The 16,848-nt window shown below is 60.4% G+C and carries 14 protein-coding genes; 8 read left to right on the top strand and 6 right to left on the bottom strand.

Going from position 1 to position 16,848, the window contains the following annotated elements:
* The first annotated feature begins 2 nt into the window (after positions 1 to 2).
* The 5 genes from AAHE99_RS16350 to AAHE99_RS16330 all read left to right on the top strand — a co-directional run bounded on the left by AAHE99_RS16350 (position 3) and on the right by AAHE99_RS16330 (position 4,783).
* Entirely contained in the window at positions 3 to 1,097 is a 1,095-nt protein-coding gene (locus AAHE99_RS16350; RefSeq protein WP_342118420.1) for a DUF3592 domain-containing protein, read from the top strand.
* Positions 1,076 to 2,440 carry a serine hydrolase domain-containing protein gene (locus AAHE99_RS16345; RefSeq protein ID WP_342118419.1) on the top strand — a complete coding sequence of 455 codons (1,365 nt, stop codon included), beginning with the start codon at positions 1,076 to 1,078 and terminating at the stop codon, positions 2,438 to 2,440. Before AAHE99_RS16350 ends, AAHE99_RS16345 begins: the two co-directional genes overlap by 22 nt.
* Positions 2,421 to 2,657 carry a hypothetical protein gene (locus tag AAHE99_RS16340; RefSeq protein WP_342118418.1) on the top strand — a complete coding sequence of 79 codons (237 nt, stop codon included), beginning with the start codon at positions 2,421 to 2,423 and terminating at the stop codon, positions 2,655 to 2,657. Before AAHE99_RS16345 ends, AAHE99_RS16340 begins: the two co-directional genes overlap by 20 nt.
* Complete coding sequence (locus tag AAHE99_RS16335) at positions 2,654 to 2,986, top strand: hypothetical protein (protein ID WP_342118417.1); 333 nt, start codon at positions 2,654 to 2,656, stop codon at positions 2,984 to 2,986. The genes AAHE99_RS16340 and AAHE99_RS16335 overlap by 4 nt, the downstream gene beginning before the upstream one ends.
* Before the next feature lie 81 nt (positions 2,987 to 3,067).
* Positions 3,068 to 4,783 carry a serine hydrolase gene (locus AAHE99_RS16330; protein ID WP_342118416.1) on the top strand — a complete coding sequence of 572 codons (1,716 nt, stop codon included), beginning with the start codon at positions 3,068 to 3,070 and terminating at the stop codon, positions 4,781 to 4,783.
* Positions 4,784 to 4,842: 59 nt separating this feature from the next.
* On the opposite strand, the gene AAHE99_RS16325 is transcribed toward AAHE99_RS16330, so the two are convergent.
* The 3 genes from AAHE99_RS16325 to AAHE99_RS16315 all read right to left on the bottom strand — a co-directional run bounded on the left by AAHE99_RS16325 (position 4,843) and on the right by AAHE99_RS16315 (position 11,371).
* Positions 4,843 to 5,079, bottom strand: a complete 237-nt coding sequence (locus AAHE99_RS16325; RefSeq protein WP_342118415.1) for a hypothetical protein — start codon at positions 5,077 to 5,079, stop codon at positions 4,843 to 4,845.
* Between the two features lie 91 nt (positions 5,080 to 5,170).
* Positions 5,171 to 6,634: a glutamate synthase subunit beta gene (locus AAHE99_RS16320; RefSeq protein ID WP_342118414.1), complete on the bottom strand. Its 1,464-nt coding sequence runs from the start codon at positions 6,632 to 6,634 to the stop codon at positions 5,171 to 5,173.
* 15 nt (positions 6,635 to 6,649) lie between these two features.
* Positions 6,650 to 11,371 (bottom strand): glutamate synthase-related protein, encoded by a 4,722-nt coding sequence (locus tag AAHE99_RS16315; protein ID WP_342118413.1) that lies wholly within the window; start codon positions 11,369 to 11,371, stop codon positions 6,650 to 6,652.
* Between the two features lie 372 nt (positions 11,372 to 11,743).
* On the opposite strand from AAHE99_RS16315, the gene AAHE99_RS16310 reads away from it, so the two are divergent.
* From AAHE99_RS16310 to AAHE99_RS16300, 3 genes are read left to right on the top strand one after another with little or no spacing between them, the layout of a single operon-like run.
* Entirely contained in the window at positions 11,744 to 12,385 is a 642-nt protein-coding gene (locus AAHE99_RS16310; RefSeq protein WP_342118412.1) for a choice-of-anchor J family PEP-CTERM protein, read from the top strand.
* A gap of 23 nt (positions 12,386 to 12,408) precedes the next feature.
* Entirely contained in the window at positions 12,409 to 12,816 is a 408-nt protein-coding gene (locus tag AAHE99_RS16305) for a post-PEP-CTERM-1 domain-containing protein (protein ID WP_342118411.1), read from the top strand.
* Between the two features lie 3 nt (positions 12,817 to 12,819).
* Positions 12,820 to 14,268 (top strand): PA domain-containing protein, encoded by a 1,449-nt coding sequence (locus tag AAHE99_RS16300; RefSeq protein ID WP_342118410.1) that lies wholly within the window; start codon positions 12,820 to 12,822, stop codon positions 14,266 to 14,268.
* A 42-nt stretch (positions 14,269 to 14,310) separates the two neighbouring features.
* Here AAHE99_RS16300 and AAHE99_RS16295 read toward each other — a convergent pair whose 3' ends face one another.
* From AAHE99_RS16295 to AAHE99_RS16285, 3 genes are all read right to left on the bottom strand, one after another.
* Complete coding sequence (locus AAHE99_RS16295) at positions 14,311 to 15,015, bottom strand: transposase (RefSeq protein ID WP_342118409.1); 705 nt, start codon at positions 15,013 to 15,015, stop codon at positions 14,311 to 14,313.
* 30 nt (positions 15,016 to 15,045) lie between these two features.
* Positions 15,046 to 15,726: a response regulator transcription factor gene (locus AAHE99_RS16290; RefSeq protein WP_342118408.1), complete on the bottom strand. Its 681-nt coding sequence runs from the start codon at positions 15,724 to 15,726 to the stop codon at positions 15,046 to 15,048.
* 88 nt (positions 15,727 to 15,814) lie between these two features.
* Complete coding sequence (locus AAHE99_RS16285) at positions 15,815 to 16,846, bottom strand: PAS domain-containing sensor histidine kinase (protein ID WP_342118407.1); 1,032 nt, start codon at positions 16,844 to 16,846, stop codon at positions 15,815 to 15,817.
* Positions 16,847 to 16,848: the final 2 nt, after the last annotated feature.

Here is a 16,848-nt window from a genome sequence, read left to right as displayed (position 1 = left end):
GGATGGCACGAGCCAGTTCCATCGGCGGCAAGGTTGTGGCGACGCTGCTGCTGCTCGTGTTTGGGGCCGTCATGACCGCCGTCGGCATCTTCGGCGGCCTGGCCCAACTGCACGAGCAGGCAAGGAACTGGACTGCAGCGCGCAGGTACGTGCCAGTCCCGGCCCAAGTCGAATCGGCCTTTCTTGACTCCACACGCGGCAAGAAAAGCACGACGTACCAGGCCAAAGCGCAATTCAGCTATGAGTACCAGGACCGCCGCTACGTAAGCAATCGCGTCAGCTTCAGCAACTTCTCCGACAATATCGGCGACTTTCAGCACCGCCTCGCCAGCGAACTGCGCGCCGCGATGGACAAGGGCGAAAGCGTCACGCTGTGGCTAGACCCGCTTGATCCCGCATCGTCCGTCTACGACAAATCGATTCGGCCCGCGATGGTGGCATTCCATCTCCTCTTCGCGGTCCTCTTTCCCAGCGCTGGCCTGGGTGCCCTGTACGGGGTTATCTATGTCCTGCGCGATGGACACCAGAAACCACGCACAACAGCCCTCATACGGACCAAAGGCAATGGCGTCGGCCTGATGCTATTCGCGACGCTGCACGTGAATAGCATTGGCTGGACGATTGCCCACCCCGCGATTGAGCAATTCCTTAGCGGTCATCAAGCGCCGGCTACGGCGCCCTTGCTTTTCCCCCTGGCGGGCCTCGCCATGATCTACTTCACCTGGCGACGCTGGAGGCATCCGCGCTTGACGGGCAAGCCGGTACTCGAAATCACGAGCACCGCACCGCTGCGGGGCCGCCTACTCTTCCACCCCAATCAGGGACTGCAGTCGCCCTCCCGCCAACCGCTCGTGCAAGTAGCGATCGACGCCAGGCAAGTACGCGAAAGGCGCGTCAACCGCAAGCTTGAATTCGAAACCGTATGGCAGCAGCGAGTGCTGGACCGGACTGTCCCGCGCGGCACGGAGCTGCTGGAGTTCGAGGCCGTAGGCCCGCACCTGGGCGACAAGCAATGGCACCTCATCCTGCATCTGGACAACCGCACCACCACGTTTGAAATACCAAAGGACTTAGTATGTGGCGAAAGCTTCTCTTAACCGTCGCAACACTCACCGTGCTTGTCAGCGCAGCTGCAAGCGAAAATCCGCCAGCCGCCCGTCGCGTGTTGGTTAAGTATTCAATCAACGAGAATGACCCCAAACAACTCGAAGAAAAAGTAACCATACCGCTAGAGCGCATCCTGCGGAAATTGGAGCGGGTGACGGAAAGCCATTCCATGACCACCCATGGCCTGGTGCAGATCGAACTCTCGTTCAAGAACGGTGCGACTGAAGACGATAGGGCAACTGTCACTAAATTTGTCGAGCCGCTGGAAATCGACAAAGCATTACGAATCATCTCCCGCAGCATTACGCTGGTGCCAGCGCGCCTGCCTGGAGAATTCGATCAGGCGAACCAGCTGGCCAGGCAGTCAATCCAGACAATCATGCAGGACCAGCGCATTCCGGGTCTCCAGATCGCGGTCGTCAAGAATGACAACGTCGTGTTTTCAGAAAGCTACGGCCTGGCCAACATCGAGAACAATGTCCCCGCCTCGCGATGGATCCGCTTCCCACTCAATTCCGCCACCAAAGCCTTCACTGGCGTCGCGGTGATGCAACTCGTTGAAGCCGGACTGGTCGACCTCGATGCCCCCTTGTCCCAATACCTGGAGGACTTGCCGCAGGCCTGGCGCGACATACGCGTCCGCCAACTGCTGGCTCATACCTCGGGCCTACCGGATATCGTGGATCCACAGGGTGCGCCGAACGGCGGTAATGAAGCCGCAGCATGGCAAGCTGCCCGCGCACAAGCTGTAAATGCGCCTGCCGGCGAGGCGTTCTCCTATAACCAAACCAACTACGCCTTGCTAGCGCAGATCATCAGCAAACAAGGAAAGATGCCTTATGATCGCTTTATCGCGGAACGCCAGTTCGCCATCGCAGGCATGCATTGGGCGACCTTTGGCGACAGCTACGACCTGGTATCCAACGCTGCAACAATCTATGCGCACACCACGCGTGGCCTGTCGCACTGGTTTTACGAAATCCCGCACGGTTTGTGGGCCGGTGGCGGCATCCAGACTACCGCCGATGAAGTCGCACAATGGCTGGTCGCATTGTCCAAAGGGCGACTAATCAGCCAGGCCAGCATTCGGCGCATGTGGACGGCGGAGAAGCTCAATAACGGCAAGGACGGCGAATGGGGCGGCGGTTGGCCGGTATTGCAAACCACGCCGGAACTGCAGGTTGCGGGAATTGGCGGAGCGCGTGCAGCCTTTATCGTCTATCCTGAACAAAAGCTGGCCATTGTCGTGCTGACCAATCTGGCTGGCGCCCACCCGCAACGCTTCATTCCGCAAATAGCCGAGTTCTACAAAAATGCCAACCAAGATCATTGATGGTTATGAACTCGAATTCACTGGCGAACGGCTGGAAGGGACAGGGCAATGGGGCGCCTACGTCTCAATCTTCGCCCCTTCCGCCAATCCCATGCACCTGACCCACATCGTCCCCAAGCGGCGCGTGTCAGCCGACCTCCAATTGCTCGACCAGCACTCCGCTGAAGCAGAGGCAGAACGCGCAGCATTATTGATCTTGCAGGAACTGCGCCCATGACCATGCTCCCACTGACCGGGAAAATGCCGCGTTTTATCGCTGGCGTGGTCATCCTCGGCAACCTGCCTTTACTGGCATTCATACTCCTGTTCTGGCAGGTGATGGCAGCGAGGACCGCCGGCCATGCAGGTGGTGGCGATGCGATAGGGTTGGCAATCATGTCTGTACTGGCGTACGGACTCGCACTCGCAAGTTTCGCTATCGGGGCGGCATACTTTGGATACAAATTCACCCGTCACAAGCTGCGCCCGCAGGGCTTGCACAAGATCGCGCTCGCCTGGTCGTCCATCGAGCTGGCAGTTCCCCTTCTCTACTTCTTGATTACCTGAATTTAGCTCCTTCGAGGCGCGTTAACCATCCTGAAAGAGCGAAGTTATAAATTCTGCAAGTTGCGTTAGAATGCCCGCAAAATGCGAAATGGGGGCAATCAGGTGCAATATTCAATTCGACGCGCTGGCATTTGGCTGACCGGCTTTTTCTTGTCCTTGAGCTGTGCCGCTTCTTTAGCCCAGGATGTTGGGCGGCTAGAAAAGGTGGCGGACATCTTGGCGAAGGAGCAGAAGTTCTCTGGCTCGGTCCTAGTAGCGAAGGGCAACCAGGTTCTATTAAGCCGCGCCTATCGGGAAGCCAACGTTGAATGGGGCATTCCGAATAGACCTGACACCCGCTTCCGCCTCGGTTCGATTACTAAGCAATTCACTGCAGCCTCGGTGCTCCTGCTTGCAGACAGGGGGCATTTGAAGCTGTCTGATTCAATCGGCCAATACCTGACTAATTTGCCGGCAGCTTGGCGCCCGGTCACGATCCAGCAACTCCTGACACACAGTTCCGGCATCCGATCCTTCACCTCTTTACCGGGGTATGAGGCAGTCGAACGCCAAGCCGCTGCACCTGGCCAGGTACTTGCAACGGTGCGGGATCTGGCATTGGATTTTGAACCGGGCACCCGCTTCGATTACAGCAACTCAGGCTACGTGCTATTGGGGATGCTGATTGAAAAAATCAGCGGCGACAGCTACGCGCAGTTCTTGCAGAAGAACGTTTTCGATCCTTTGCGCATGCGCGATTCGGGTTACGATACTAATACCAAGTTAGTGCCTCGCCGCGCCTCGGGATACCAGCAAACAGAACGCGGTTTGGACAACGCCGGCTACATCGACATGAGTGTGCCGTATGCTGCTGGCGGCCTGTACTCCACCACCAGTGACTTGCTACGCTGGCAGCGTGCACTTTACGAGGGCAAGCTCCTCTCAGCGGATTCGCTGCGAGCGATGACGAGCCCCTTCCTCGACCACTATGCGCTCGGCTTGTTTGTGCAGGATGGACCGGATGGCAAGCAATTCGGCCACGGCGGTAACATCGAAGGCTTTAGCACCGCAGTCGCTTACCGGCCGGCTGAGCGTATTAGCGTCATTTTGCTTAGTAACGTGGAACGCACCGATCTTGGGCAACTGGAGCGTGCATTGTTCCAGGTGGCGCTTGGCCGCAGCATCGTGCTGCCCGCTGAACGAAAAGCGATCTCGCTCGGGTCGGGCCAGCTGAATAAAATTGCGGGGCTGTATCTGCTCCCTGATGGAACCAAGTTTCGGGTAAAAGTTGTCGGTAAGGGCCTGGATACCCGCCGTGGCGCTGATGAATGGATTCCTTTTTTTGCGGAAGGCGAGAATCGCTTCTTCGCCAGGAAAGTGGATGCGCAGCTTGATGTTTTACGCAGCGCCGAGGGTTATGCCGACGCACTGGCGCTGCTCCAGGATGGTAACCGCGTCGTGATGCGCCGTGAGGTCGACAAAGGTCCGGATTTTGCGGCGGTACCGCTTTACCTGCGCGGGGAAATGAATGACTGGGGTGTGGAAAATCAAATGCGCAAGGAAGACGCAAACCGTTTTGCAGTGACTCTCAAGCTCGATAAGCGCCACTACTCGTTCAAGCTTGGTTCGGAGGATTTTAAGGCGATTGATTTTGGAGGACTTCAGGGGAAGTCCTCAATCGTCCCAGGTCAAGCGGTTGAACTGGAGGAGTATGGGGGCAACCTGGACGTCGATATCCGCGAAGCTGGGAACTATCGCTTTGTGCTTGAACTTTCAGACGGGCGCGCTCCAAAGCTGGAAATCAAACGTATTGATTAATTCGACCGCGCTTGACGAGCCGAGCGCGCGGCGCAATTGATATCGCGGGAACTGCGGCTTTAATAGACCTTGGCCGCAAGCGCCGCTACTGCGAGCACCACCGTAAAAAGCATGCCATTGAAGACCCGCATCTCCACCCGAAGTCCTCGAATTTCTGCAACGACGCGATCAAAATTTGCGCGAGTTTCGTCCCTGAAATCCTGCAATACTTCAGAGTGATGCTGAGACGAAGTCTCTAACCGAACCACGCGACTTTCGGTGTCACCGTTGGGCTTGCGTGTTGGATCGCTCGTCATGGCCTGCCTCGCATTGGATGCATGGAGACAGTTTACGCTGATGGGAAAAGACGTCAAGCGCACGGGGCTGTGCGCTTGACGTGAGGCGGGATTAACGCGGGAGGACGGAACTGCCCATCAGGTATTCGTCGACAGCGCGAGCGCACTGGCGTCCTTCGCGGATAGCCCACACCACCAGCGATTGGCCGCGGCGCATGTCGCCCGCTGCGAATACGCCTGGCTTGCTGGTCTTGTAGCTGTTGTCGCCTTCGGTCGCGGCGCGGGCGTTGCCGCGTGCGTCCTTGTCGACACCGAACGCGTCCAGCACCTGCGCCACCGGCGAGACGAAGCCCATGGCCAGCAGCACCAGGTCGGCCTTCACTTCGAACTCGGAATTCGGCACTTCAGTCATCTTGCCGTCTTTCCATTCGACGCGGCAGGCGATCAGCTTTTCGACCTTGCCGTTCTTGCCTTCGAAGCGCTTGGTGGCGACGGCCCAGTCACGCTCGCAGCCTTCTTCGTGCGAGGAGGAGGTGCGCAGCTTGGTCGGCCAGTATGGCCATACCAGCGGCTTGTTCTCCTGCTCCGGCGGCATCGGCATCAGCTCGAACTGTGTGACGCTGGCGGCGCCGTGGCGGTTGGAGGTGCCGACGCAGTCGGAGCCGGTGTCACCGCCGCCGATCACGACCACATGTTTGCCGGTGGCTTTGATCTGGTCCTTGATCTTGTCGCCCGCATTGACCTTGTTCTGCTGCGGCAGGAAGTCCATCGCGAAGTGGACGCCTTTCAGTTCGCGGCCTGGCACCGGCAGGTCGCGCGGGGCTTCCGCGCCGCCGGCCATCACCACGGCGTCGAAATCCTTCTCCAGGTCTTCCGGGAAGATGGTTTCCTTGGCGCTGTTGGCAACGGTAGCAGGGAAGTCCTTGCCGATCAGGACGGAGGTGCGGAACTTCACGCCTTCCGCTTCCATCTGCTCGACGCGGCGGTCGATGTGGTGCTTCTCCATCTTGAAGTCAGGGATGCCGTAGCGCAGCAGGCCGCCGATGCGGTCGGCCTTTTCGAACACGGTCACGTCGTGGCCAACGCGGGCCAGCTGCTGTGCGGCAGCCAGGCCTGCAGGGCCGGAGCCGACCACGGCAACTTTCTTGCCGGTCTTGACTTCGGCAGGCTGCGGCACGACCCAGCCGTGCTCCCAGCCTTCGTCGATGATCTTGTGCTCGATCGACTTGATGCCGACCGGCAGTTCGTGGATGCCCAAAGTACAGGCACTTTCGCACGGCGCCGGGCAAATGCGGCCGGTGAACTCGGGGAAGTTGTTGGTCGAGTGCAGTACGTTCAGTGCTTCGCGGTAGTGGCCGCGATACACCAGGTCATTCCAGTCCGGGATGATGTTGTTGACCGGGCAGCCCGAGTTACAGAACGGGATGCCGCAGTCCATGCAGCGCGCGCCCTGGATCTTGGCCTGGTCGTTGGTCAGGTGGATGACGAATTCTTTGTAGTTCTTGAGGCGAGCCTCTGGTGCCAGGTAGCTTTCTTCCTGGCGCTGGAATTCCATGAAACCGGTGATCTTACCCATGTCGTTAATCCTCTCTTACGCTGCGATTGCTTGAGTTTCCGCTTCGATCGCGGCGTTGTCTGCCATTTCCACCAGAGCGCGTTTGTACTCGCTCGGGAACACTTTGACGAACTTGGCGCGGCTTTCCGTCCAGTTGTCGAGCAACAGGCGCGCGCGCGTGCTGCCGGTGTGTTTGAAGTGGCGCTCAATCAGGCGCTTGAGGATGACTTCATCGGCCTCCGGTTCGCCATTGCGATGCTGGCTGTGCCAGGTGGCTTTGTCGACCTGCTGGTCGGCAGCCGCCTTCACTTCTTCCAGGCTCACCATGGACATATTGCACTTGCTGTGGAATTCGCCGTCCGGGTCGTACACGTAGGCGATACCGCCCGACATGCCCGCCGCGAAGTTGCGGCCGGTGGCGCCCAGTACGACTACGGTACCGCCGGTCATGTATTCGCAACCGTGGTCGCCCAGGCCTTCCACGATCGCGGTGGCGCCGGAGTTACGCACGGCGAAGCGCTCGCCTGCCACGCCGTTGAAGAAGGCTTCGCCGGCCACCGCGCCATACATGACGGTGTTACCAACAATGATGTTATTCACAGCCCAGCCACGGAACTCGGTGTTCGGGCGCACGATGATGCGGCCGCCCGACAGGCCCTTGCCCACATAGTCATTACCTTCGCCCACCAGGTCGATGGTGATGCCGGCTGCCAGGAAGGCCGCGGCCGACTGGCCGGCGGTGCCTTGCAGCTGGATGTGGATGGTGTCGTCCGGCAGGCCGGCGTGGCCGTATTTCAGGGCCACTTCGCCCGACAGCATGGTGCCGACGGTGCGGTTGACGTTCTTTACCGGCGAGATGAAGGACACGCGCTCGCCCTTTTCCAGCGCCGGCTTGGCTTGTGCGATCAGCTTCAGGTCCAGTGCCTTGTCCAGGCCGTGGTCCTGTTCTTCGCTGTGGAAGATGGACATGCCGTCGTTGGTCTTCGGCTGGTAGAACACGTTGCTGAAGTCCAGGCCTTTGGCCTTCCAGTGGGTGATGGCTTTCGACTTGTCCAGCAGGTCGGAACGGCCGATCAGTTCTTCGAAGGTGCGGATGCCCAGTTGCGCCATCAGCTGGCGGGCTTCTTCGGCGACGAAGAAGAAGTAGTTCACCACGTGCTCCGGCTTGCCCTGGAACTTCTTGCGCAGTTCCGGATCTTGCGTCGCAACGCCGACCGGGCAGGTGTTCAGGTGGCACTTGCGCATCATGATGCAGCCTTCCACCACCAGCGGTGCGGTGGCGAAGCCGATTTCGTCGGCGCCCAGCAGGGCGGCGATCACCACGTCGCGGCCGGTACGCATCTGGCCGTCGGCCTGCACACGCACACGGCTACGCAGGCCGTTCAGCACCAGCGTTTGCTGGGTTTCGGACAGGCCCAGTTCCCATGGGGTACCTGCATGCTTGACGGAAGACAGCGGCGATGCGCCAGTGCCGCCGTCATGGCCGGCCACCACGATGTGATCTGCTTTTGCTTTCGACACGCCGGCTGCCACGGTGCCGATACCGACTTCCGACACCAGCTTGACCGAGATCGAAGCGCGCGGGTTGGCGTTTTTCAGGTCGTGGATCAGCTGCGCCAAGTCTTCAATCGAGTAGATGTCGTGGTGCGGCGGAGGCGAGATCAGGCCCACGCCCGGTACCGAGAAGCGCAGCTGCGCAATATATTCGGATACCTTGTGGCCTGGCAGCTGGCCGCCTTCGCCCGGCTTGGCGCCCTGCGCCATCTTGATCTGGATCTGGTCGGCGGAATTCAGGTACTCCGCGGTCACGCCAAAGCGGCCGGAAGCGACCTGCTTGATGCGCGAACGCAGCGAATCGCCTTCCTGCAGCGGGATATCGACTTCGATCTTGTCCTTGCCCAGAACGGAAGCGAAAGTCGAACCGACCTTGATCGGGATGCCTTTCAGCTCGTTGGTGTAGCGCGCCGGATCTTCGCCGCCTTCACCGGTGTTGGACTTGCCGCCGATGCGGTTCATCGCAACTGCCAGGGTGGCGTGCGCTTCGGTCGAGATCGAGCCGAGCGACATCGCGCCGGTGGCGAAACGCTTGACGATTTCCTTGGCCGGTTCCACTTCGTCCAGCGGGATCGCCTTCGAAGGATCGATCTTGAATTCGAACAGGCCGCGCAGGGTCAGGTGGCGCTTGCTCTGGTCGTTGATGATTTGTGCGTACTCTTTATAGGTCGAGTAATTGTTGGAGCGGGTCGAGTGCTGCAGCTTGGCGATCGCATCCGGCGTCCACAGGTGGTCTTCGCCGCGCACGCGGTAGGCGTATTCGCCGCCGGCGTCCAGCGCATCGGCCAGCACCGGATCGTCGCTGAAGGCCAGCTTGTGCAGGCGCAGGCCTTCCTCGGCCACTTCGAACAGGCCAATGCCTTCCACGTTCGACTGGGTGCCGCGGAAGTACTTGTCGACCAGCGAGCGGTTCAGGCCCACGGCTTCAAAGATCTGCGCGCCGCAGTAGGACATATAGGTCGAGATGCCCATCTTGGACATGACCTTCATCAGGCCCTTGCCGACTGCCTTGGTGTAGTTGTAGATCGCCTTCTCTGGCGTCAGGTCGCCTGGCAGGGAGTGCGCCAGTTCGGCCAGGGTTTCCATCGCCAGGTATGGGTGCACAGCTTCCGCGCCATAGCCAGCCAGCAGGGCGAAGTGGTGGGTTTCGCGGGCCGAGCCGGTTTCCACTACCAGGCCGGTGGAGGCGCGCAGGCCCTTGCTCACCAGGTGCAGGTGGATGGTGGACGTTGCCAGCAGGGCCGGGATCGCAACGCGGTCCGGGCCTACCGAGCGGTCGGACACGATCAGGATGTTGTGGCCGGACTTCACCGCATCGACGGCTTCCGCGCACAGCGATGCCAGCGACGCTTCCACGCCTTCCTTGCCCCAGGCCAGCGGGTAGCAGATGCTCAGTTCATAGGACTTGAACTTGCCGCCGGTGTGCTGGCTGATGCTGCGCAGGCGCGCGATATCGTCAAAGCCCAGCACCGGCTGCGACACTTCGAGACGCATTGGCGGGTTGACGTTGTTGGTATCCAGCAGGTTCGGCTTAGGGCCGATGAAGGACACCAGGGACATCACCATCGCTTCGCGGATCGGGTCGATTGGCGGGTTGGTCACCTGCGCGAACAGCTGCTTGAAGTAGTTGTACAGCGGCTTCAGTTTGTTGGAAGTGACGGCCAGCGGCGAGTCGTTACCCATGGAGCCGACGGCTTCTTCACCGGCGGTCGCCATCGGCGCCAGGATGAAGCGCATGTCTTCCTGGGTATAGCCGAATACCTGCTGGCGATCCAGCAGGGAGGCGGCCTGCTTCTCGCCGGCGGCCGGACCGTACTTCGCCACATTGGCAGCGGTCTGGCTTTCGCTCATTTTCAGCTCGCCCAGCTTGATGCGCACGGCGTTGATCCATGCCTTGTATGGCTTGGCGTTGGCGTAAGTGTCCTTCAGTTCCTTGTCGTCGATGATGCGGCCGGCTTCCAGGTCGATCAGGAACATCTTGCCCGGCTGCAGGCGCCATTTCTGGATGATCTTCGATTCAGGGATTGGCAGCACGCCCGATTCGGACGCCATCACCACCAGGTCGTCGTCGGTCACGATGTAGCGGGCAGGGCGCAGGCCGTTACGGTCCAGGGTGCCGCCGATATAGCGGCCATCGGTGAAGGCCATGGCGGCCGGGCCGTCCCATGGTTCCATCATCGACGCGTAGTATTCGTAGAAGGCTTTGCGGTTGTCGTCCATCAGCGTGTGGTTTTCCCACGCTTCCGGAATCATCATCATCATCGCTTGCGCCAGCGGGTAGCCCGCCATCAGCAGCAGTTCCAGCGCGTTGTCGAAGCAGGCGGTGTCGGACTGGCCTTCGTAAATCAGCGGGAACAGCTTCTGCAGGTCGTCACCCAGCACGGCGGACTTCATCACGCCTTCACGCGCACGCATCCAGTTGAAGTTGCCCTTCACGGTGTTGATCTCGCCGTTGTGCGCGATCAGGCGGTAAGGGTGGGCCAGCGGCCATTCAGGGAAGGTGTTGGTCGAAAAACGCTGGTGCACCAGCGCCAGCGCGGAGATGCAGCGCGGGTCCTGCAGGTCCTTGTAGTACACGCCCACCTGGTCGGCCAGCAGCAGGCCTTTGTACACGACGGTACGGGCCGACATCGAAGGCACGAAGAATTCTTTACCGTGGATCAGTTTCAGCGCCTGGATCGCGTGGCCGGACGATTTGCGGATCACGTACAGCTTGCGTTCCAGCGCGTCGGTCACCATTACGTCCTGGCCGCGGCCGATGAAGATCTGGCGGATGACAGGTTCTTTTTCACGGACGCGCGGCGACATCGGCATTTCGGAGTCGATCGGCACGTTACGCCAGCCCAGCACGACCTGGCCTTCGATGCGCACGGCGCGCTCGATTTCCTGTTCGCAGGCGATGCGGGAAGCGTTTTCCTTTGGCAGGAACACCATGCCGACGCCGTATTCGCCTGGCGGAGGCAGTTCAACGCCTTGCTTGGCCATTTCATCGCGATAGAACTGGTCCGGAATCTGGATCAGGATGCCGGCGCCGTCGCCCATCAATTTGTCCGCACCGACTGCGCCCCGGTGGTCCAGGTTCTTCAGGATCAGCAGACCCTGTTCGACGATCGAGTGGCTCTTGTTGCCTTTGATGTGGGCGACGAAACCGACGCCGCAGGCGTCATGTTCGTTGGCTGGGTTGTACAAACCTTGCGCTTCCATGCATTTCTCCGCTGAATTTTTACTCACGAAAATCCAGAGTAGTGCAATGCACAAAAACGCGCAACAAAAACAATTAGGGTCGGAGTCACATTAAATCAGCTCGAGATTCCGTGAAAATTAATTAGGGACACAGTAAAGGCTATTTTCGGAAAATGGGGGCATTGTGCCGCTCTGCGGCTTTCCCCTGCTCTTTCAGGCCCAAAAAGCCGGCCTACTGTCGAGTTTCTTTACAGTTCCTGCTGAGTTGGAAGCAGAAATCTTGACGTTTCATTACAAATCAATGACATATTGGCATGGTACGTAAATTGCTAACTTGCAGAAGTCGTAATTGTGTTGTCATGAAATAAAATATTCCCACAGGAGAGGTTTCACATGATGAAAAAAGCACTTTGCACTCTCGCTTTATTGGGCGCCGCGGCCACAAGCCAAGCGGGCGTACTGGTATCGCAGAACTTCAATAACGTGGCCGCCCTCGGGGCTGGCTGGGTTATGACCAATAACAGCACTCCCGCCGGCAGCACTGGCTGGGGCCAGGGCTCCCCAGAGGTCTTCACGGCCCATCAAGGCGCCGAAAACTCGTATATTTCGGCCAACTACAACAACGCTGCACCGGGCGGCATGATCGATAACTGGCTGATCACTCCGGTATTCAGCACTGCCCTGGGCGCCACCATCACCTTCTGGATGCGTGCCGACAAGGCGGAAGACTACTTCGACATGGTGTCCTTCGGCCTCAGCGACGGCAGCAGCAACACCATCGATTTCAATCTGGATCCTTCCTTCGTCGTGAATACCGACGGCTGGGCCAAATACACCATCTCCATCGCCAACCAGGCTCCTGGCTCGACCGCCCGCTTTGCGATCAACTACAACGGCCTGGCCGACGAGGCCAACTATATCGGTATCGATACGCTGCAGATTGCTGAAGTCCCTGAGCCTGCCTCCCTCTTGCTGCTGGGCACTGGCCTCGCTGGCCTGATTGCATCCCGCCGCCGCCGCCAGCGCGCTGCCTGACCCACCATCCAAAGGAGACCGATATGAAGAGCAAAATTTGCCTGCTGGGCCTGGCGCTTGCCGCCGCCCTGCCACTGCATGCCCAGGAAGCCGCCCAAGCTGAACCGGTTGCCCAGCAACTGACCGTGGTGCGCGATGCCGAAACCGGCAAGCTGCGCGCCCCGACCGCTGAAGAGCAGGCCGCAATCCAGAATCCGAAACAAGCGCAGCGTATGCGCCAGGCTGCGCCGCAGCCGCTGATCCAGAAGTTCCATAAGTCGGGCGCGCAAGGCGTACGCCTCAACAGTGAATACGGGAGCATGGCGGTCGCCGTGCGTGGCGAAGATGGCAAGCTGAACAAGCTGTGCTTCGACCGCCACGACGTGGCCGAGGCCACTGTACAAGGCCACACCCACATCGCCCCGAAATCCATCCAGTCCGACACGGAGTAAGCCATGGCAAAAACCTTTACCCGCACCCTGCTGGCTTCGGCCGTTGCACTGGCTTGCTTCAGCGCTCAAGCAGCCTCGACCATTATCATCACCAGCCGCGACGCGCCAGGCGTAGGCTTCAACGATCCAACCCCGGTTGCGCCAGTAGGCGGCAACCCAGGCACCACCCTGGGCGCGCAGCGCTGGTTCGTGTACCAGCACGTGGCCAAAATCTGGGAGCAGGCCCTGGACAGCCCAGTGCCCATCACCGTGAGCGCCGGTTGGGAACCCCTGAGCTGCACCGCTACCGGCGCCACCCTGGGCAGCGCCTCGTCCTGGAACGGCTGGTACAACGTTCCTAACGGCAAGCCTGGTATCTTCTATCCGCAGGCCCTGGCCAACAAGCTGGCCGGCTACGACCTGTCGGAAGGCCAGCCGGATGACGGCACCGGCTACGGCAACGTGGACATCAAGACCCAGTTCAACATCAACCTGGGCAACCCAGGCTGCCTGACCGGCACCCCGTTCTACCTGGGCATCGACGGCAACGCCGGCACCGCGGTGAACTTCGTCGAAACCCTGCTGCACGAACTGGGCCACGGCCTCGGCTTCTCGGTCTTCACCACCAATACCGCCAACGGCTCGCGCCTGGGCGGTATCCCAAGCGTGTGGGAAGAATACATGTACGACAATACCGCCGGCAAAACCTGGCTCAACATGACCAATGCCGAACGTGTGGCATCGGCCATCAACCCTCTGAAGCTGGGCTGGAACGGCGCCAACTCGGTGGCCGGCGCCAGCATGCTGAAGCCGGTGGCGATGGTGAATGTCACCTCCCCAGTGCCGGGCGGCAGCGGCTCCTACGACTACGTCACCGCAACCTTTGGCCCAACGCCACCGAACAGCGCAAGCTGGGGCACGGCGTCCAGCTACCAGACCCAGGATGGTGAAACCGGTCCTGGCTGCGATGCTTTCAATGCAGCCAACGCGGCTGCCGCGAACGGCAAAGTTATGGTGATCCCACGCGGCACTTGCACCTTCACCGTCAAGGTGAAGAATGCGCAGAATGCCGGCGCTATCGGTGTCATCATCAGCAACAACCAGGCTGGCGTGCCTGGCATGGGCGGCACTGATCCTACCGTCGTCATTCCAGCCGTGGGTGTCACCCAAGCCCAGGGCGATTCGCTGCGCAACAGCATCGCCAACGCCAGCAAGTACGGCTCGCGCTCGAAGCCTGGCATCGTGACTGTCGCCTTCGCGACGGATGCGGTGCGCAAGTCGGGTTCCGACATTGCCGGCCGTCCGCTGCTGTACACCCCGAACCCACGCGTGCCGGGTTCCTCGGTGTCGCACTGGGATGTCACCGCTACGCCTAACCTGCTGATGGAGCCAAGCATCAACTCCGATCTGGGCACCGTCCTGGTTCCACCGAAGGACCTGACCGTCCCACTGCTGAAGGACCTGGGCTGGTAATGGCCAACTGATCCGGCACGGCGCCCGCCGTGTCGGATTTCTTTACACTTCGGCGGGCGGCTTGACTTTGAAAGGCCGCCCGCGCTTCGCCGGCAACACTTGCCGCTTCATTCTCCGCTCCAGTTCCGCCTTCCATTTATCGCTGCCCAAGGGCCAGCCTTTCAGCGCTGCGGCTTCGATGGCCCGCAAGTCGGCGCCCGGCAAGCCTGATGCCGCCAGTTCTATATAGGCAGCCTCGCGCTGGAACGGCGTATTGCCCAGCGCCCAGTACAACGGATGGTCGGTCACCACCCCGTCCGGCCTGATCCCGGCATGGTGCGGGTAGCTGGACCAGGAATAATGCTCCGGCCCACCCGCCAGCCCGGCGCGCACGGCGGCGAACTCAATGTAGCGGCTGCAGGCCATCAGGTAGCTTTCCGCCTCGATAACCGCAGTCTTATAGCGGCCGGCCCACAGTGTACCGCTGCGGCCGTATTTTTGGTTGTAATAAGGGACATAGTGCCTGCCCACCCATTGCACCATGCCACCCAACCCCTCTTCGTCGGCCGGCGTCACCAACAGATGCAGCTCGCCGGGCAGCAGGGTATAGGCGTGCACAGCCACCTGGTACTGGCGGGCGGCGGCGCGCAGCCAGCCGAGAAAAGCGGTGTAATCCCCCTCATCGCCAAAGACTTGCTGGCCATTCAGGCCACGCTGGATGAGGTAATGGGGCTGGTTGGGGACGATAAGACGGGGTAAGCGGGCCATAGCCGCTATTTTACCCCGCTCTGTCCCTAATTAGGAAAGGTTGAAACTGGCGGACAGGCTGTAGCCTTCGCCGTAAGCGGAACGCAGGGGCAGATCCTGGCCCAGGCCGCTGCGTGCCTTCTTGCGCAAACGGTACACCAGCATGTCGACGCGGCGTCCGGCGTCCGGATCGTCGCCGCCAATGCCGGCCACGATCACCTGGCGCGGCACGGGACGGGTGTTAATCGTCAGCAAGTGCAGGAAATTGCACTCTTTTTCGGTCAGGGTGATGGCCTGGCCCTGCAGTTCCAGCTGGCGCGCGGAGACCTTCAGGGTCCACTTGCTTGGCACCGGGATGGCTTCTTGCGGGCCGACGCGGCGGTCCAGCGCCTCGATATGGGCGGCCAGTTCCGGGAACTTGATCGGCTTGGTCAGGTAGTGGTCGGCGCCCAGGCGCAGGCCCATGATGCGGGAATCGAATGCCACGCGGCCGGTCAGCACCAGCAGGCCGATCTGCGGGTACAGCTGACGCATGCGAGGGATGACGTTGAATCCATCCTCATCCGGCAAGCCCAGGTCGAGCACCACTACACCGACGGTGCCCTGGCTCAGGGCGGACCACATTTCCTGGGCGTTATTGGTGGTATGCACTTCATGGCCGAGCTCAGCCAGGAAATCCGCCATCTCTTCGGCGTATTCCAGGTTGTCTTCCACGATCAGTATCTGCGTCATTGATGCGCCATTTTCTATTCATTTCGCAAGCCGGGGGTTAGGGCTTGCGTCAAAGAATTATCACGGTTGGTCACAGGCTGCGCAAGCCTTAAGCAGCGACTGGGAGCCAAATCCGAAATTTCTTGCCGCTTTCAGGCAAATTTTCCACAGACAGCGTGCCGCCGTGGACCTCTACAACATTCTTGGCCATGTAAAGGCCGAGGCCGGAACCGGCTTGCCCTGCGGCAGCCTTGCCTCGGTAACCCTTGTCGAAGAGTTTGCCTAGCTCATCATCCGGAACTGGAGCGCCGCGGTCGATGACGAGAAGTTCCACCCCGCCTTCGCTGGCTTTCCTGCCATGTAATTCTATCGCAACGTTGTCATTTGTGTACTTGAGCGCATTATCCAGAAGAATGTCCAGGCACAGCCGCATGCCTTGCGGGTCGCAGCGCATCCATTGCGGCAGGCCGTCGGCGCGCACCGTGATCTCGGCGCGGCGCTGGCGCGCCTGTTCCGCCGCCGTTTCCAGCAGGGCTTCCGGCGAGACTTCGTCGGCCTGGCGCTTGCGGCCGATGCTGGCCAGGCGCTCCGGGCTCAGGTACTCGTTGATCAGTTCCAGCAGGCGGTCGACCGCGGTCTGGATCTTGCGGTAGCGCTTTTTGGTATTTTCATCGGCATTGGCCGACGTCATTTCCAGGCGCTGGATGGCGCCGTCGATGGTCGACAGCGGCGTGCGGAATTCGTGCGACACCATGGACGCGAATTTTTTCTGCTGCCGTTCGCGTTCGACGCGCTCGCGGATATCGCGTACGGTACCGACCAGGCGCAGCACGCCGCTACCCACATCGGGCACCAGGGTCGATTCGATTTCGACCGGGATCAGGGTGCCGTCCTTGCCCGGCAGCTCCGTCTCGCGCACGGTGTGGCGGCGGGTGGTGTCGCCGGAGGTGTAGGCTTCCAGCCGCTCGGGCAGCTCGGCCAGCAGGCTTTCAGCTACCTGCTGGGCGCGCTCGGGCATATAGCCGAACAGCTTCTCGGCGGACGGGCTGACGTACAGCAGCTGGCCACTATCGCAGTCCAGCATCCAATGTACGTCGCTACTGTGGTCGAGGATCTGGCGATAGTGTTCAGCACTCAGCATGG

It is taken from the genome of Pseudoduganella sp. OTU4001 (genome assembly GCF_038440195.1).
Classification (GTDB): Bacteria; Pseudomonadota; Gammaproteobacteria; order Burkholderiales; family Burkholderiaceae_D; genus Rugamonas.
The sequence above is the reverse complement of the archived record's forward strand: the minus strand, read 5'-3'. Positions and strand labels throughout refer to the sequence as shown.

What these genes read in the sequence shown, in the direction of transcription:
- AAHE99_RS16350 (WP_342118420.1), top strand. Translation starts at nt 3, where the DNA reads ATGGCACGAGCCAGTTCCATCGGCGGCAAGGTTGTGGCGACGCTGCTG.
- AAHE99_RS16345 (WP_342118419.1), top strand. Translation starts at nt 1,076, where the DNA reads ATGTGGCGAAAGCTTCTCTTAACCGTCGCAACACTCACCGTGCTTGTC.
- AAHE99_RS16340 (WP_342118418.1), top strand. Translation starts at nt 2,421, where the DNA reads ATGCCAACCAAGATCATTGATGGTTATGAACTCGAATTCACTGGCGAA.
- AAHE99_RS16335 (WP_342118417.1), top strand. Translation starts at nt 2,654, where the DNA reads ATGACCATGCTCCCACTGACCGGGAAAATGCCGCGTTTTATCGCTGGC.
- AAHE99_RS16330 (WP_342118416.1), top strand. Translation starts at nt 3,068, where the DNA reads ATGCGAAATGGGGGCAATCAGGTGCAATATTCAATTCGACGCGCTGGC.
- AAHE99_RS16325 (WP_342118415.1), bottom strand. Translation starts at nt 5,079, where the DNA reads ATGACGAGCGATCCAACACGCAAGCCCAACGGTGACACCGAAAGTCGC.
- AAHE99_RS16320 (WP_342118414.1), bottom strand. Translation starts at nt 6,634, where the DNA reads ATGGGTAAGATCACCGGTTTCATGGAATTCCAGCGCCAGGAAGAAAGC.
- AAHE99_RS16315 (WP_342118413.1), bottom strand. Translation starts at nt 11,371, where the DNA reads ATGGAAGCGCAAGGTTTGTACAACCCAGCCAACGAACATGACGCCTGC.
- AAHE99_RS16310 (WP_342118412.1), top strand. Translation starts at nt 11,744, where the DNA reads ATGATGAAAAAAGCACTTTGCACTCTCGCTTTATTGGGCGCCGCGGCC.
- AAHE99_RS16305 (WP_342118411.1), top strand. Translation starts at nt 12,409, where the DNA reads ATGAAGAGCAAAATTTGCCTGCTGGGCCTGGCGCTTGCCGCCGCCCTG.
- AAHE99_RS16300 (WP_342118410.1), top strand. Translation starts at nt 12,820, where the DNA reads ATGGCAAAAACCTTTACCCGCACCCTGCTGGCTTCGGCCGTTGCACTG.
- AAHE99_RS16295 (WP_342118409.1), bottom strand. Translation starts at nt 15,015, where the DNA reads ATGGCCCGCTTACCCCGTCTTATCGTCCCCAACCAGCCCCATTACCTC.
- AAHE99_RS16290 (WP_342118408.1), bottom strand. Translation starts at nt 15,726, where the DNA reads ATGACGCAGATACTGATCGTGGAAGACAACCTGGAATACGCCGAAGAG.
- AAHE99_RS16285 (WP_342118407.1), bottom strand. Translation starts at nt 16,846, where the DNA reads ATGCTGAGTGCTGAACACTATCGCCAGATCCTCGACCACAGTAGCGAC.